Raw genomic sequence first — 14,681 nt, 5'->3', positions numbered from 1 at the left:
AGAAACAAATGAATTGATTAGAATGTATTTAACGGACGTAGCTCAAAATATTTTATACACTTATTTTTGTCCAATTTCTTGACATATGAGCCTTTGGTCCTGCGGTAATCGATGCTCCAGATGCGTCCAAAATTTCGTATGTCTTGGTTGCTGCATTCTATTTTGTTTTAATTTGGCTTATTTTTGAATGGCGCACCAGTCGGAAAGCTGGAAGGAAGCTTTCGAAGAAAGGAAAGTGGTTGCTAGCTGCAACAGTCTTCTTATTCCTAAGTATTGGTGTGTCGACGATCGCTGAAATCGCCAATACGCCACATGATTATCAGAAAACGGATATGCAAAGTCGGCTTGCAAACGCATGGTACGATATAACGAATCAGAAGGATTCTGAAACATCATCCTCTAAGTAAAAAAGGCGTTTACTTTGGCGTGGGATGGTGGTATATTTTTGCTAGAAAGTCATATAAAGTTGCGATACCAACTTTCGAAGAACCACCGTGGGGACGGTGGTTTTTTTGTATCCAAAAAAGCCCCGGTGGGGACCGAGGCTAATGTGACTATTCATCCACGAGGGTGTCAAGCCACTTATTCAAGTAAGTTAATACTAGCTCCGCGACTAACTGATCTAGTACGGCGATTAGCACTTGAATTAAAAAGTCATATAAATCGTTCATGCACTACCTCCTTTCCTGGCACCTAACTTCAGTGCCGTAAAAGAGGATGAACTTTCCTAATCAACAAATAATACGTAATATCATCAAGGTTATTGCAAATAAAAAAGACCAAATGTCATTTTATGCAGGTGAGGAATAATGCGTTTACTTTGGATGGGGATGGTGTTATATTTTAAGCGTAAAAGCATAAAAAGTTGCGATGCCAACTTTCCAAAACCACTGCCGGACAGCGGTGGTTTTTTATTTGAATGAAGGCTGTTCATCATTGTGATGACATAGTAAAAAAGGCCCAGTGAAATGCTGGGCCTTTTTGTTTGTTAATATTCTTTGTCGTATTTGTACCAGAGGGTCATGAAACGATAGCCGGGTAAGAAACTCGCCAGTCCAACCCACAAAATGAAGACGCATTTTGAAAAAGCGAAGTCGACGTTGCCATCGGAAAAGAATAGCAGCCCCCATGAAAAAGCCAATATTCCGATAAAGAAATAGGTCTGCATCTGCTCGGCATTGACCTTCGTTAAGATATCGCGCTCCCGTTCATCGGCTACTAAGTCGATGCTTTTCACCTTCCACATGTTGATGTTCAATTTCTTTTTAACGTAGTAAGAAAAGGCAATGAAAGCGAGGAGGTCCAGTCCGATAACGATAAACGCGGCTAGTTCAAAATTAAAGATGAAAAGACCGGTAAAAATCATAAGCAGGACGGTTTGAAAGGTATTGCCATAAAAATTCCAAATGACATACTGTTTAATTTTAGACATGCATTAAGCTCCTTGTATTGTTAGTCTTTGTCGAACTTGTTCCAGAGGTAGTAGTATTCGACATTTGAAAAAATCATCGCCATGATCATGTAGGCAACGAACATCAGGACCTTCATCCACGTGTCATTCATCGGGTTGAAGACGAACATGCCGACAATGATGAGGGAAAAAGCCATGTGATCGCGGTTATACTTCATCGTCCGGTTCACTTTCTCGGCAATCGCGGCGTCGCGTTCGTCTGCGATGTAGTCGCTTTGTTTTGCGGAAAGCAAGTTGACGCCAAAGCGTTGGCTCACGATGTACGTGCCGGCCAGGTAAGTGAAAAAGAAGGCCAGCGTGAGATACCAGGCGAGGTCTTTATGATTAAACGCCTCAAAAATAACCATGGCAATCGCAAGGCTTTGCCAGAGAAGCTTCCAATAAAAGGTAAAGCGGACAAATTGTTTTGTTTTCGACATGAATCAGTTCTCCTTTTCCGATAGGCGGATGGGCTTGTCGTAGTGAAAGAGGTCTTGCACCGTCGTGTGCAGGACGTAGGCCAGCTCGAATGCCAAGGCGAGCGATGGGTCGTACTTGTTGTTTTCGATGGCGTTGATGGTCTGGCGCGTCACGCCAGTGCGCTGGGCGAGCTCGTCTTGTGAGAAACGTTGACTCTTGCGCATATCGCGAATGTTATTGATCATAAGATTTTCTCCAATCAAAATGTCAAAGGCGTTTGACATAAATAGTAAAACATTCTTTACATAAAATGTCAAAGAGCTTTGACAAAAATGAGCGAAGAAAAAGCACAACGTGTTAGCGCTGTGCTTTTCTTTACTGCATTTAATAATTATAGGGTTCGGACTTGGATGCAATTTCGTCCAGGTCTTTTGCACCGATGAACTTCTGGTAATCGTCACCCTTATAGGTAAAGGATTGAATCTTATTCGTTGGTTGTTTTGTGTAGATGGAGAAGTAGCCCATCCGGTAGTAGGACGCAACGACAGTCGTTTTCTTTCCATCAATGGTCATCTTAGCCGTCCAATAAGTGGCGCCATTATCAACCGTGCCATCCGTCATTGGGATGTGGGTCACCTTCTGTCCGGAATAGTAGCTGAGTTTATCGGAAGAAGAACTGCTTTGTTGGGCATTTACGTCCCGATTTTGATCTTGATAGTGGTCGGGATGGGACTTTGGCTTGCTGTCTTGGGTCATGAAGACCAAGCTTGCCGTGGCGATAATAACTAGTATGGTAAAGGCGATTTTGATTTTGTGTGATTGAAACATCGAATTCTCCTAATAAGCAAGCTCATTTTATCGTTTAAAACATGTTGATGCAAACATATAAAAAGCACAGCGTTGCATACGCTGTGCTTTTGCTTGCTTTAAACCGCAACCGGTGCCTTGATGGCGGGTTCTGATTCGTAGTCGACCAACTTGATGTCGTCCATCGTGTAGTCAAAGATTGACTTCACTTCAGGGTTCAACCAAATCTTTGGCAGGTCGTGCATTGGACGTGAAAGTTGTTCTTCCACTTGGTCCATGTGGTTCTTGTAGATGTGTGTATCACCAATCGTGTGGACAAAGTCACCGACTTCGAGGCCAGTTTGTGCTGCAATCATGTGAATGAGCAATGAGTAAGAGGCGATGTTGAAGGGGACACCCAAGAAGAAGTCACCGGATCGTTGGTAGAGTTGTGCTGACAACTTGCCGTCTGACACGTAGAACTGTGAGAGAACGTGGCAAGAAGGAAGCGGTGCTTGTGGTGTTGTTTCAGCGTTCCAGGCAGACAAAATCAAACGACGTGAGTTTGGGTTTGTCTTAATCTGGTCAATCAAGTTTTGAATCTGATCAACTTCTTGGCCACCGGGCTTAACAGAAGCCCATGAACGCCAGAGCTTTCCGTAAACTTCACCGATGTAACCAAACTTTTCCATGAAGTCATCGTCTTCCAAAATCAATTGAACGAAACGATCCTTTTGCTTCAGGTATTCGGCCTTGAATTCGGGGTCCTTTTCGGAACGAAGTCCGAAGTCCGTCATGTCCGGACCATCGTAGTCTTCTGATTCAACACACTTCTTGAAGGCCCATTCGTCCCAGATGTGGTTGTTGTTTTGGAGCAAGAAACGGATGTTGTTATCACCGCGCAAGAACCAAAGTAATTCAGACTTGATGAGCTTGAAGAAAACCTTCTTCGTCGTCAACATTGGGAATCCTTCGTCCAAGTTAAAACGCATCCGCGTTCCGAAAATGGAGTAGGTACCCGTTCCGGTACGGTCGTCCTTGTAGTGCCCTTCGTCCAAGATGCGACGGGCTAAGTCCAAATACTGTTCTTCGTTTTTGCTCATGTTGCAACCTCATTTATCGTAATTCATTATTCTTAAGTATGCCAAATTAGGGGCTGTATTTCAAGGTTGACTACCGAGCATTTTTAAGGGTGGCCGGACTGCTTTCCTGTTGGCGAGGCAAAGAGCTGTTGTTTGTATAAAAAAGCCGCGAAAGCGGCGTTTTCATAAAACATTACTTTAAAAATTGTGCCAAATTAATTTGCTCAGAAGTTTCTTCTTCGAATGGCACCTGGCGCAATGGCACGTTCTTTTCCTTCAACAAGTTTTCGGCAAACTCGTCGTTTCGGTAATCGCGCATGAAGTTAATCTTTTTGATTCCGGCTTGAAGGAGCAACTTCGTACAGAACACGCAGGGCGCATCCGTCACGTAAAGCGTTGAACCCTCCACTCCAATGCCCATTGAAGCGGCCTGCATCAACGCGTTTTGTTCGGCGTGAACCGCGCGGATGCAGTGGCCATCAACGATGTAGTCACCCACTTCGGTACAGTGTGGCGTACCTGAAACGGCCCCGTTGTAACCCGAAGCGATGATGCGATTATCCTTGACCAAGATGGCACCAACGTGGCGGCGGGTACAAGTTGAACGCGTCGACAAGATGGCGGACTGGGCGATGAAATACTGGTCCCAAGAGATTCGTTCGTCGGTCATTTTCTGCTCCTTTGCTGCTCAGCTTTGATAGAATATAAGATATTGATATTTTACAACACTTCACTGTCTCAAGGAACGAAAGGGGCTAAAATGACTAATATTTTAGACGGAAAAAAAGTAGCAAAAGAACTCCGTGAAAAACTGGCGGAAGAGATCAGCGTTGCCGGAGAGTCCCTTTCACTCGCTGTGTTATACGATCCAAAAGACGATGGGTCACGCCTCTACGTTGGAATGAAGCAACGTGCGGCTGCCAAAGTCGGTATCGAAACGAAGGACTTTGAAGTTTCAGCCGGTCAAAGTACCGAAGATGCCATTGCAATGGTAGAAAAGTTGAACGCCGACGATTCCGTAAACGGTATTTTGGTACAGGCACCGTTGCCGGAAGGCATCGACGATGCGGCTGTTTTTGCGGCCGTTGCTCCGGAAAAAGACGTTGATGGATTGGGCGTTACGAACCAAGGGCGCTTGTTTGCAAACGAAAAGGGAAACTACCCAATTGCCGCAACGCCAAAGGGAGTCATGACCCTTTTGGACCACTACAACTTGGACGTTGCGGGTAAGACGGCCGTTGTTGTTGGCCGTTCCCAACTTTTTGGTCGTCCAATGGCCGCGCTTCTTTTAAACGCGAACGCCACGGTAACAATTGCCCACCGTTACACGCCAAAGGAAGTGCTGGATGAGATGCTCTTGAAGGCGGACATCGTGGTGTGTGGCGTTGGAAAGCCCAACTTCATCCGAGGCGACCAGATTAAAGACGGTGCCATCGTTATTGACGTGGGGATGAACCTCGTCGACGGGAAGGCCTGTGGGGATGTGAATGACGAGGAAGCACGCGCGAAGGCTTCTTGGTTGACGCCCGTTCCGGGCGGTGTTGGTCCCATGACAATTGCCAAGTTACTCGAATCCACGCGGCAGGCGGCTCTTGAACAGAAGACGTTAAAGTAAAAAGATGACGTTGAAGTCGAACCCTTTTTGGGGTTCGGCTTTTTTTTATAAAAATTTTGCGATAAATCTGACGACCTTACGTAATATTCGCGTGAAGGGAGGAAGACATGGCAAAACACTGCGCACCCTGGCCCGCCGAAAACGGCTGGACCCCCAAAGCCTGGATCGAACGCATCCTCGTCCTAGCAATCGAACAACATTACGCTGATTTGTATTTTAAGTCAGTCGGCAATTCCTACCGCCTATCCGGACAAGTTGACGGAACGCTTCGCACTCTCCAACAGCTCACCCCTCGCTTTGCCGAGCACGTTCTCTCCGTCATCAAATATTGGGCGCTCTTGAATCTGGCTGAAAAGCGCCGTCCTCAACTCGGCCGCTTTACCTTTGAAGAACACTTTATTCGTGTTTCTGTTGTTGGCGATTTTCTCGGGAAAGAAAGCCTCGTCATTCGACTGCTACAGCCAAGCTTAGGCGTCCAACACTTCACGGATAACGGTCATTTCGATGAACTTCTCAACACGCAACCCAGTTCCGGCTTGTATCTTATCGCTGGACCAACAGGTGCTGGGAAAACCAGCACGCTCTACCGATTATTACGGAAGTGGTCCAAAAACCGTGCGGTCTTAACCGTCGAGGATCCCGTTGAGTACGTCGAACCCGAGTACCTACAGCTTCAGGTAAACGAAACTGCCAACATTTTTTACGAAGACCTCATCAAGGTCGCCTTACGACAGCGACCAGACATCCTTGTCATCGGTGAGATTCGTGATAAAAAAACGGCGCACGCGGCCTTGCAAGCCGCCTTATCTGGCCATCTTGTACTCGCGACCATCCACGCCAATTCTGCGATTTTGGTTGTCGACCGCTTGCTCGACCTTGGTTTAGATGCCACGCTCGTTAGCGCTGCGCTCGTGAAGAGTGTCTATCAACGTTTGGTGAAAACAAAGACAGACACCTTAGCAGCAAAACTGTCCTGGGTTGATTGGAAGGAGGGTGAAGCCATCCGTATTGTGGATGATGAAAGGGGAACACGTGATGTTTAGTCGAAATAAGCAGCTACTTAGTAAAGCTGATCAAGTCGTCTTTTTAAAAGAACTGGCAGAGCTCGGACAGGCTGGCTACTCGTTAAATCAGTCGTTGGGTATTTTAGTTGACGCCCACCACTCTTGGCAATTCAAACTCAAAGCCGTTCAAGAAGAACTGGCGTCAGGGGTAACCATTTCGGATTCTCTTGGACCTTTATTTGATCCAGGTATTCGGATTTACCTACACCTGGCACAAGAACAAGGTCGCTTTTCGCAAACCGTCCAGCACCTCGCTGACAAAATGCAGTTAATGATGGATTATCAGCGCCAACTAAAGGCAGCGCTCACCTATCCCGCTCTGCTGTTAGTTGTTTTGTTTGCCATGGTGTATGGCTTGGAAACGACGCTTTATCCCGTCTTTTCCACGTTGACGGGCGCCTTGGGACATGGGGAGGGAAACGTTGCGCTCTTTGCCCTCCATTTGATACTCGGACTCGTCCTTTTCCTTTCCGGATTTGGCTGTTTAGTTTACGTCGTTTTGATGAACAAACGTCCGTTAAAACGCTGCAGGCTCCTTTCTAATATTCCTTTTCTCTCATCCTTGAGTAAAACCCTGATCTCCGGTTTGGTTGCGGAGCAGCTGGCCCTTTTACTCGCTGCAGGGTTAACATTACCAGCCATTGTGTCCACCTTCTGTCAGAAAGAAAAAGGAAAAACGAGTCTTGCACTGGAGTTGGCTGAGGACTTGAAACGCTATTTAGACCGAGGTGAAGACGTTTCATCTTGGGTGGGAAAGCAGTCGTTCTTGAATCCAACTTTGGGTGCCTATTTAAGTCGAGGCTTTGAGTCAACTTTGCTAGCCACGTATCTGTCTTATTTTGCCAAACACGAGTTCATGAGTTTCGACCGAAGAATCAAACGAGTGTTCTCCTGGATTCAGCCCATTCTATTCACCGTCGTCGGTGTCGCCATTGTGCTGCTTTATTTAGCCATGCTTTTACCCCTTTACCAAAACTTAGGAGGATTACCCACATGAGAACAGAAAACCAAAAGAAGTTAGTCGTGACGAAGACACATTTCCTTTCCAAGAAGCGAACGGCCTTCACGTTGATTGAAGCCACGATTGTGCTCTTCATCATCGGTTTGCTGATGCTTTTAATTTTGCCAAACCTAACCAAGCAGCGTGAAAACGCTCAAGCAACACACCGTGAAGCCATGGCTGCAACGGTTCAGACGCAAATTGACTTGTATATGAACGACCATCCAGGGCAGGACAGTGTTAACTTGGGACAGCTTGAGTCAGAAGGATACCTAACGAAAAACCAAGTGCAAAAGGTAAAGGATTTGAAGATTAATGTTGAAGGCGATTCAGCACAACTTCCGGAATAGAAAGGCGGCCTTTACCTTAGTTGAATCATTAATCGTTTTAGCAATCGTTTCAGCCACATTGTTTCTCTGTGTGACTTTGCAACCTAAAAAAGAGACGGGGATGGTGATGGCGACCTTTAAAAAACGCTTTTCGCTTCTTTATCAAAGCGAACGGCTGTTAGCTCAGGAAAAAGAGCAGATGTTATCAATGACCTTTTCTAAAAACGCTCTGTGGACAGAACACGAACGACTCGTTTTGCCAGAAGGCTATCGGGTGAGGGGAGAAGAGGTTGTTAAAATATCTGCTAGTGGATTTGTGTCACCAAAAACCATTCTTTTTATCGATGACATTCGAAAGAAAATCTTTCGATTAGTCATCTTGTTTGGAGGTGGTGACTATTACTTTGAATAGGAATAAAATGACGGCCTTGGTTAAGAAACGCTCGGCGTTTATGTTGGTCGAGTCCTTTCTCGCCCTGACTTTATTTTGTGGAATACTCTTGATTGAAATGCAAACGGTCCAAAAGTATTTGAAACAGGAACGACAGTTGCGACAGGAAAGGGTAGAAGTTCATCGAGAGAAAGTAAGACTGTTGAAGACGTTGGAACAGCAGGCCAAATCGAAAGGGCAGAAGTGACATGGTACAAAAGAGAATGGGTAGACATAGCCCGTCTTTCACATTGATTGAAAGCCTCGTAGCTTTGTTAATCGTCGCGATCGTTATTCAGGGACTTTCATTTTTGATGCAATGGGAAAAGCGCGTCATCGATGTGCATGCGTCCGAAGATCAGCGCATCAGTTTTCAGCTCTGCTTAAGCCAACTCGAAGAACAGGGGTACTTGCTTAACGATGTTCACTCAAATAGCCTGACGCTTAGCAGTCGCGAAAACAATGAGTTAAAACTTCTTCACGTGGTAAAGGAGCGGCTCGTTTTAGATGGCGACCGAAACGGGCGCATGGTTTTACTTGGTGATGTTGCCCAACTACGCGTTGAAAAGCACGGGTGTTATCAAACACTTCGGGTGATGAATGGACGAAAACGGGTCTTTAGTGGGGAACTGCTATTGCCTGAAAAAGTTCGCGGCAATGGAGGCGAACAATGATAAGAAAGCGCACTGCCTTTATTTTGTTACCAACCATCACGTTGATCATGCTCTTGACTGTGTTTTATTTGGCTCAGGGGAAGATTTTCGTCAATCGACTTGAGAACGAACGGCTTTTGATTGAGCGGACCAAGGTTGATTGTGTACAAATTTCGGCAAGTCGTGATTACCTTTTAAAGCAGCAGACCAAAGGGAAAAGACAAGACTATGCCTATGAAATTGACGAGGAAAAGCATCAAATAACCATTCATTCTGAAAAAGTGAAACACCATCGCCCGTTATTAGGAAAGAAGCCGACCAAATAGCCTTGTTTGACTGCCTAAAAGAGGCTAAAATGAAAGCATGACAAAAGTACAAATTCCAGAAATTTTCCAACAAATTCAAAACGTGGCAGACCAAGTGGTCTCTGAAGAAAAGGTGAATTATCGCCAGGCGCTGATTCAGACTTTAGCCACTTTACATGAGCAAAAGTTATCAGAAAAAGATCAAGAGATGCTCGGTGAAAAAACACAAGAAGCACTCCAAGGGCTCTTCGAGATTGACTGGGCGAGCTTCTCGTACCAAGACAAGCGCCACATCCTTCAGCTCCTAGTTCTAAAGGCTGATAAAGAGGATAAGGTACCAGCAAACAACCAGTTAACCCCAGATGGTATTGGTTATCTATTGGGTGATTTGGTTGAAAAAACAGCCAATTTGAATAAAAAAGATGGTGGAGTGGCCACTCTTACTGACATGACGGTCGGAACGGGAAACTTACTTTGGACCGTTCAAGAAACGCTTGCCAAAAAGGACATCCAAGTCCAAGCAGCTGGAATTGATGGTTCGGAAGAGCAGTTGGCACTCGCCTCTGTTTTGGCTGATTTACTTGGTGAAAGTGAAACCGAGCTCTTCTTAGGGGATGCGGTGAGCCTTCCTAAGAATGAGTTGCAACCTGCTGACGCGGTGATTGCTGATTTGCCAATTGGCTACTATCCAAACGAAGCACCTGAGGGGATGGTCACTGCCTTTTCTAAGGAAAAGGATGACGATAAGTCCTACGCCCATTTCTTGATGATTGAAAAGTCCTTAGACTTAATCAAAGAAGACGGTTGGGCCTACCTCATCGTGCCCGCTAACTTGCTTTCAGCTGAAAAGCGGGAAAGTATCTTGAAGTTGCTTTCGACAAAGGCACAATTGAAGGCGTTTTTGACTTTGCCTCAGGGCTTCTTCAAAAACAAAAATCAACAAAAAGCCATCTTGGTTTTGCGTCATCAAAATGCACAACCAAAGACGGAAGTAATGCTCGGTCAATACCCTTCAGTTAAGGAAAGCCAGGCCTTGGAAGAATTTTTGCAAGATTTGGGTGACTGGGGTAAACTGAATAAAGAAAATGTGGAAGACTAGAACAAGGATAGGTGGATAAGACATGGCAAAAATCATGGCCGTTAACGCTGGATCATCATCATTAAAGTTCCAATTGTTGGAAATGCCAGCTGAAGAAGTAATTGCCCAAGGATTGGTTGAACGAATCGGGATGGATGATGCCATCTTTACGATTAAGTTTGCAGCAAATGATAAGGCTGCCTCAAACGATCAAGTTGAAGTAAAGGGAGCAAAAGCAAAGTTCCAAACGACGACTGCAATCAAGGATCACCAAGTGGCTATCAACATGATGTTGGAACACTTGTCTGACTTGGACATCATCGCCGACTTCTCAGAAATCGTTGGTGTTGGACACCGTGTTGTTGCCGGTGGTGAATACTTCGACAAGTCTGTTTTGGTTAACGATGACGTCTTAGCCAAGATTGATGAATTGGCTGATTACGCGCCATTGCACAACCCAGCAAACGCATTGGGAATTCGTGCATTCCAAAAGTTGTTGCCTAACGCAACTTCAGTAGCTGTCTTTGATACATCCTTCCACCAAACGATGCCAAAGGAAAACTACCTTTACTCATTGCCATACGAATACTACGAAAAGTATGGTGCCCGTAAGTACGGTGCTCACGGAACGTCACACCGTTACGTTGCTCAAAAGGCAGCCGAATTGTTGAAGAAGGATTTGAAGGACTTGAAGTTGATCACCCTTCACTTGGGTGCCGGTGCTTCAATCACTGCCGTTAAGAATGGTGAATCATTCGACACGTCAATGGGATTCACGCCACTTGCTGGTGTGACGATGGCCACTCGTTCAGGTGATATCGATGCCTCATTGGTTTCATTCATCCAAGGTAAGGAAAACTTGTCAAACGATGAAATGTTGACGGTCTTGAACAAGAAGTCTGGTTTGCAAGGAATCTCTCAATTGTCATCTGACATGCGTGACTTGCGCGCTGCCCGTAAGGACAACGAAAAGGCTGAATTGGCTATCCAAATCTTCGTTGACCGCGTGGTTTCATACATCGGTCAATACGTTGCAAAGATGGACGGTGCCGATGCCATTGTCTTTACTGCCGGAATCGGTGAAAACGCTGATTGGGTACGTGAAGAAGTTGCTGCTCGTCTTGGATACTTCGGTATCAAGATTGACGCAGCCAAGAACGAAGGTTGCCGTGAAGAAGCTGACATCTCTGCAGCAGACGCTAAGATTAAGACATTGGTTGTCCCAACCGATGAAGAATTGATGATTGCCCGCGATGTACAATCTTTGATGGCTTAATCATCACGATTAATGAATTACTGGAAGACACCGCATGAAAAAGCGGTGTCTTTTCCGTCATTTGCACTAAGAAAGCCAATTATTATGGAAATGGAATTTACAAAACGTCCACGTCAAAAGCAAAAGCACCCAATTCGAAACTTCTTCTTATTGATTGTTATTGCAGCCGTTGCAATCGTAGCTGGAACTGCCTACATGAATCACCGCGGTTACGCTGCCAAGAACCCGAACGACTTTTCATTGATTGAAGTGAAGGTTGCTAAAGACGACAGCACGAAAGATGTTGGGCAAAAGCTTGAAAAGGCTGGTGCCATCCACTGTGAAAAGTACCTGACGAAGTATGCCAAGCGCTATGGAGCCAAGGAGATTCAACCAGGCACTTACCAATTCTCACCTGTTCAAAGCATTGATAACGTCTATCAAGAATTGACGGAAGGGGCGGGGAATGGCCCAGTCTTGGATCCGCAATATACGTACATCAACGTAAACAAGACGGCTGAACAGACCGCTGGGATGTTGGCCGACAATGCCAATGTTTCGAAGAAGGCCCTGTTGAAGGCTTACTCTGACAAGGACCTGATGTCTAAGATGAAGAGTAAGTACCCACGCCTCTTTAAAAACGCAAAGTCTGATTTGACGCTCTATGACTTGGTTTACCCAGGTATTTACCGGATTAAGGACGCGAAGAGTGCTGATAACTTGGTTGAAACACTCTTGGAACGCTCAAATAAGGAAATGTCTTCTTACTATGACACCTTGGAAAAGCGTGGCATGCCGGTTGCGTCAGCCATCCTGTTGGCCGAAAACGGTGGGAAGAAAGAATTCGACCGCCGCTTAGCCTTCATTGATAAGATTTCTGCCTATGCTAAGGAATTGAAGAGCCAATACGGTATTCTGCCATCCATCTCGATTGCACAGGCTATCCACGAATCAAACTGGGATGACTCCGTTTTGTCTTCCAAGTACAACAACTTCTATGGGGTGAAGTCAGATGATGAAACCGCTGGTAAGTCCGTTGTTTTGGAAACGCAAGAAGTTGAAAACGGGGAAACGGTAACGAAGAAGGCGCGCTTTGCCGCATACTCTTCTTACAAGGATTCCATGAAGGCGCATTCCAAGACCTTAGTCAACGGAAATAGCTGGAACAGCAATCAGTTTAAGGATGTTTTGGCCGCTGACAACTACAAGGATGCTGCCCAAGCCCTCTATGATAATGCTTATGCCACGGATCCAAACTATCCAAAGGCAATCATTCGAATCATCGAAAACTGGAACTTGTCACGTTACGACAAGTAAAAAAAGACCCGTAAGGGTCTTTTTTTTATATTTCTTTTGGATGTTAAAAGGCTGCTGTTAGTGACTTTGACAGCGTTTCTTTAAAGAAAACGGATAAAATCGTGATTTTTATGTAAAAAAAGCTTGTGTAAGCGTTTACATCACGTTATAATAAATCATGTAATCAAGTGAAAGGAGTCCAGGACATGGATTTTGCAATTATTATGGCTTTGCTGCCCGCACTTTTTTGGGGGTCAGTTGGATTAGTATCAACTAAGATGGGAGGGTCTGCTGCACAGCAGACGCTCGGAATGTCAACTGGAGCATTGATCTTCGGTTTGATCACGATGTTTGGCTTCGTTATGCCAAACGGCTACTACATGGGCGTTGACGTCTGGGTAGTTGGTCTCTTGTCTGGATTGGTTTGGGCAATGGGAATGGCCTTCCAGTTCTTGCTCTTCAAGCAAATGGGTGTGTCACTCGGTGTGCCACTTTCAACTGCTGGACAAATCATCATGAACGCTTTGCTTGCCGCAACGCTTCTTGGTGAATGGACGACTGGTGCAATGTGGATCGTTGGAGTTGTTTCCATCGCTCTTGTTGTAACCGGTGCCGTCTTCATCTCAAAGCCTGACAAGGATGCTGTTGAAAAGTCAAAGATCGACTCAAAGTCAATCTTCTACTTGATCATGTCAACTGCTGGATTCATGCTTTACTTCGTTTTGCCAAACTTCTTGGCAAAGGTTGGCTACGTTTCAGAAGAAACGCGTGCTGCTGGTCACGGTTTGCACTACATGACGGCCATCGTTGGACCACAAGGAATCGGTCAAGCAATCGGTGCCTTGTTCATCGCCATCTTCGTTTTGCGCGAAGGTAAGACGATGATTTCAAAGCCAACGACTAAGAACTTGATCACCGGATTGGTTTGGGCCTTTGGAAACATCTTCATGTTCGCCTCAGCCGCTAACCCACACGTTGGTCAAACGATTGCCACGACGTTGTCACAATTGAACATCGTTGTTGGAACGTTCGGTGGAATCTACATCTTGAAGGAAAAGAAGTCTTCAGCTCAAATGAAGGCCATCATCTTCGGAACAATCTTGGTTGTTGTAGGTGCCATGATTATCGGAAACATCCACGCTTTCGCTTAATCGAATCAATTGAATATAAAACAAGCAGGTGAATCAAATGATTCAACCTGCTTTTTCTTTGCCGTAAAAGTCCCAACCGACCCCGCCTAAGAGTTTTAGGTGGGCGAGTTGAAAAGTGCTCGCCGCCACATTCAATCGCTGTCGTCTTGGACTAGGGCAATAAAAAAAGGACCACCTGATGTGGTCCTTTTTGATTTAAATTAAGCTTCAGCTTGCTTAACTTCAAGAATCTTAACTTCGATTTCCACGCCGTTTGGCAATGGCACCTTAATCGTTTCACCAGTCTTCTTACCGAGCAATGCGGCAGCCATTGGTGATTCGTTTGAAATTTTACCTGACATTGGGTCGGCTTCAACTGAACCAACAATCGTGTAAGTTTCAGGTTCTTCATCAGGCAATTCTTGGAAAGTGACGCTCTTTCCCATGGCCACTTCGTCTGCGGCTGAGTCGTCAGCAGAAATGATCTCTGCGTTTTCGATCATCTTACGCAATGTCACGATGCGACCTTCGACAAAGGCTTGTTCGTCCTTTGCTGATTGGTATTCAGAGTTTTCAGACAAATCTCCGTATGAACGGGCGATTTGGATTCGCTTCGTAATTTCTGGGCGCTGACGTGTAATTAAGTCGTTCACCTCAGCTTCTAATTTTTCACGGCCTTCGACCGTCATTGGAAATGTTTTTTCTTCCGCCATGTTAATTCATCCTTTCAATGCCAGTGGCATAAAAAATACAGCAAACTGACTATATCACGGGCGTTGGCCCGGTGC

General features: G+C 45.4%; 18 protein-coding genes. 11 read left to right on the top strand and 7 right to left on the bottom strand.

The window, feature by feature from the left end:
- Positions 1-988: 988 nt before the first annotated feature.
- From NFX39_RS01775 to NFX39_RS01750, 6 genes are all read right to left on the bottom strand, one after another.
- Positions 989-1,432 carry a hypothetical protein gene (locus NFX39_RS01775; RefSeq protein WP_252442440.1) on the bottom strand — a complete coding sequence of 148 codons (444 nt, stop codon included), beginning with the start codon at positions 1,430-1,432 and terminating at the stop codon, positions 989-991.
- Positions 1,433-1,452: 20 nt separating this feature from the next.
- The gene (locus tag NFX39_RS01770; protein ID WP_252442438.1) at positions 1,453-1,890 is read right to left on the bottom strand and encodes a hypothetical protein; all 438 of its coding nucleotides are present in this window, start codon (positions 1,888-1,890) and stop codon (positions 1,453-1,455) included.
- A 3-nt stretch (positions 1,891-1,893) separates the two neighbouring features.
- The gene (locus tag NFX39_RS01765; protein ID WP_252442436.1) at positions 1,894-2,115 is read right to left on the bottom strand and encodes a helix-turn-helix transcriptional regulator; all 222 of its coding nucleotides are present in this window, start codon (positions 2,113-2,115) and stop codon (positions 1,894-1,896) included.
- A 139-nt stretch (positions 2,116-2,254) separates the two neighbouring features.
- Entirely contained in the window at positions 2,255-2,698 is a 444-nt protein-coding gene (locus tag NFX39_RS01760; RefSeq protein WP_252442434.1) for a hypothetical protein, read from the bottom strand.
- A 98-nt stretch (positions 2,699-2,796) separates the two neighbouring features.
- Complete coding sequence (locus tag NFX39_RS01755; RefSeq protein WP_252442432.1) at positions 2,797-3,759, bottom strand: thymidylate synthase; 963 nt, start codon at positions 3,757-3,759, stop codon at positions 2,797-2,799.
- Positions 3,760-3,931: 172 nt separating this feature from the next.
- Positions 3,932-4,408, bottom strand: coding sequence for a deoxycytidylate deaminase (locus tag NFX39_RS01750; RefSeq protein WP_252442430.1), 477 nt, complete (start codon positions 4,406-4,408; stop codon positions 3,932-3,934).
- Positions 4,409-4,498: 90 nt separating this feature from the next.
- Here NFX39_RS01750 and NFX39_RS01745 point away from each other — a divergent pair, with 90 nt between their 5' ends.
- The 11 genes from NFX39_RS01745 to NFX39_RS01695 all read left to right on the top strand — a co-directional run bounded on the left by NFX39_RS01745 (position 4,499) and on the right by NFX39_RS01695 (position 13,914).
- Positions 4,499-5,353, top strand: a complete 855-nt coding sequence (locus NFX39_RS01745; protein WP_252442428.1) for a bifunctional 5,10-methylenetetrahydrofolate dehydrogenase/5,10-methenyltetrahydrofolate cyclohydrolase — start codon at positions 4,499-4,501, stop codon at positions 5,351-5,353.
- A gap of 107 nt (positions 5,354-5,460) precedes the next feature.
- Positions 5,461-6,396, top strand: a complete 936-nt coding sequence (locus NFX39_RS01740; RefSeq protein ID WP_252442426.1) for an ATPase, T2SS/T4P/T4SS family — start codon at positions 5,461-5,463, stop codon at positions 6,394-6,396.
- Complete coding sequence (locus NFX39_RS01735; RefSeq protein WP_252442424.1) at positions 6,389-7,414, top strand: type II secretion system F family protein; 1,026 nt, start codon at positions 6,389-6,391, stop codon at positions 7,412-7,414. Before NFX39_RS01740 ends, NFX39_RS01735 begins: the two co-directional genes overlap by 8 nt.
- Positions 7,411-7,767 carry a competence type IV pilus major pilin ComGC gene (comGC, locus tag NFX39_RS01730; RefSeq protein WP_252442422.1) on the top strand — a complete coding sequence of 119 codons (357 nt, stop codon included), beginning with the start codon at positions 7,411-7,413 and terminating at the stop codon, positions 7,765-7,767. The genes NFX39_RS01735 and comGC overlap by 4 nt, the downstream gene beginning before the upstream one ends.
- Positions 7,733-8,158 carry a type II secretion system protein gene (locus tag NFX39_RS01725; RefSeq protein ID WP_252442420.1) on the top strand — a complete coding sequence of 142 codons (426 nt, stop codon included), beginning with the start codon at positions 7,733-7,735 and terminating at the stop codon, positions 8,156-8,158. The genes comGC and NFX39_RS01725 overlap by 35 nt, the downstream gene beginning before the upstream one ends.
- Before the next feature lie 227 nt (positions 8,159-8,385).
- The gene (locus tag NFX39_RS01720) at positions 8,386-8,850 is read left to right on the top strand and encodes a prepilin-type N-terminal cleavage/methylation domain-containing protein (protein WP_252442418.1); all 465 of its coding nucleotides are present in this window, start codon (positions 8,386-8,388) and stop codon (positions 8,848-8,850) included.
- Positions 8,847-9,155: a hypothetical protein gene (locus tag NFX39_RS01715; RefSeq protein ID WP_252442416.1), complete on the top strand. Its 309-nt coding sequence runs from the start codon at positions 8,847-8,849 to the stop codon at positions 9,153-9,155. The genes NFX39_RS01720 and NFX39_RS01715 overlap by 4 nt, the downstream gene beginning before the upstream one ends.
- Positions 9,156-9,192: 37 nt before the next feature.
- Positions 9,193-10,233 (top strand): class I SAM-dependent methyltransferase, encoded by a 1,041-nt coding sequence (locus NFX39_RS01710; RefSeq protein ID WP_252442414.1) that lies wholly within the window; start codon positions 9,193-9,195, stop codon positions 10,231-10,233.
- Between the two features lie 22 nt (positions 10,234-10,255).
- Positions 10,256-11,488: an acetate/propionate family kinase gene (locus tag NFX39_RS01705; protein WP_252442412.1), complete on the top strand. Its 1,233-nt coding sequence runs from the start codon at positions 10,256-10,258 to the stop codon at positions 11,486-11,488.
- A gap of 84 nt (positions 11,489-11,572) precedes the next feature.
- On the top strand, positions 11,573-12,784 hold the full coding sequence (locus tag NFX39_RS01700; protein ID WP_252442410.1) for an endolytic transglycosylase MltG: 1,212 nt from the start codon (positions 11,573-11,575) through the stop codon (positions 12,782-12,784).
- A gap of 185 nt (positions 12,785-12,969) precedes the next feature.
- Positions 12,970-13,914, top strand: coding sequence for a GRP family sugar transporter (locus tag NFX39_RS01695; protein WP_252442408.1), 945 nt, complete (start codon positions 12,970-12,972; stop codon positions 13,912-13,914).
- A gap of 200 nt (positions 13,915-14,114) precedes the next feature.
- On the opposite strand, the gene greA is transcribed toward NFX39_RS01695, so the two are convergent.
- The gene (greA, locus tag NFX39_RS01690; protein WP_252442406.1) at positions 14,115-14,606 is read right to left on the bottom strand and encodes a transcription elongation factor GreA; all 492 of its coding nucleotides are present in this window, start codon (positions 14,604-14,606) and stop codon (positions 14,115-14,117) included.
- Positions 14,607-14,681: the final 75 nt, after the last annotated feature.

It is taken from the genome of Fructobacillus apis (assembly GCF_023893635.1).
GTDB lineage: Bacteria > Bacillota > Bacilli > Lactobacillales > Lactobacillaceae > Fructobacillus > Fructobacillus apis.
This window is presented reverse-complemented; position numbering and strand designations above follow the sequence as displayed.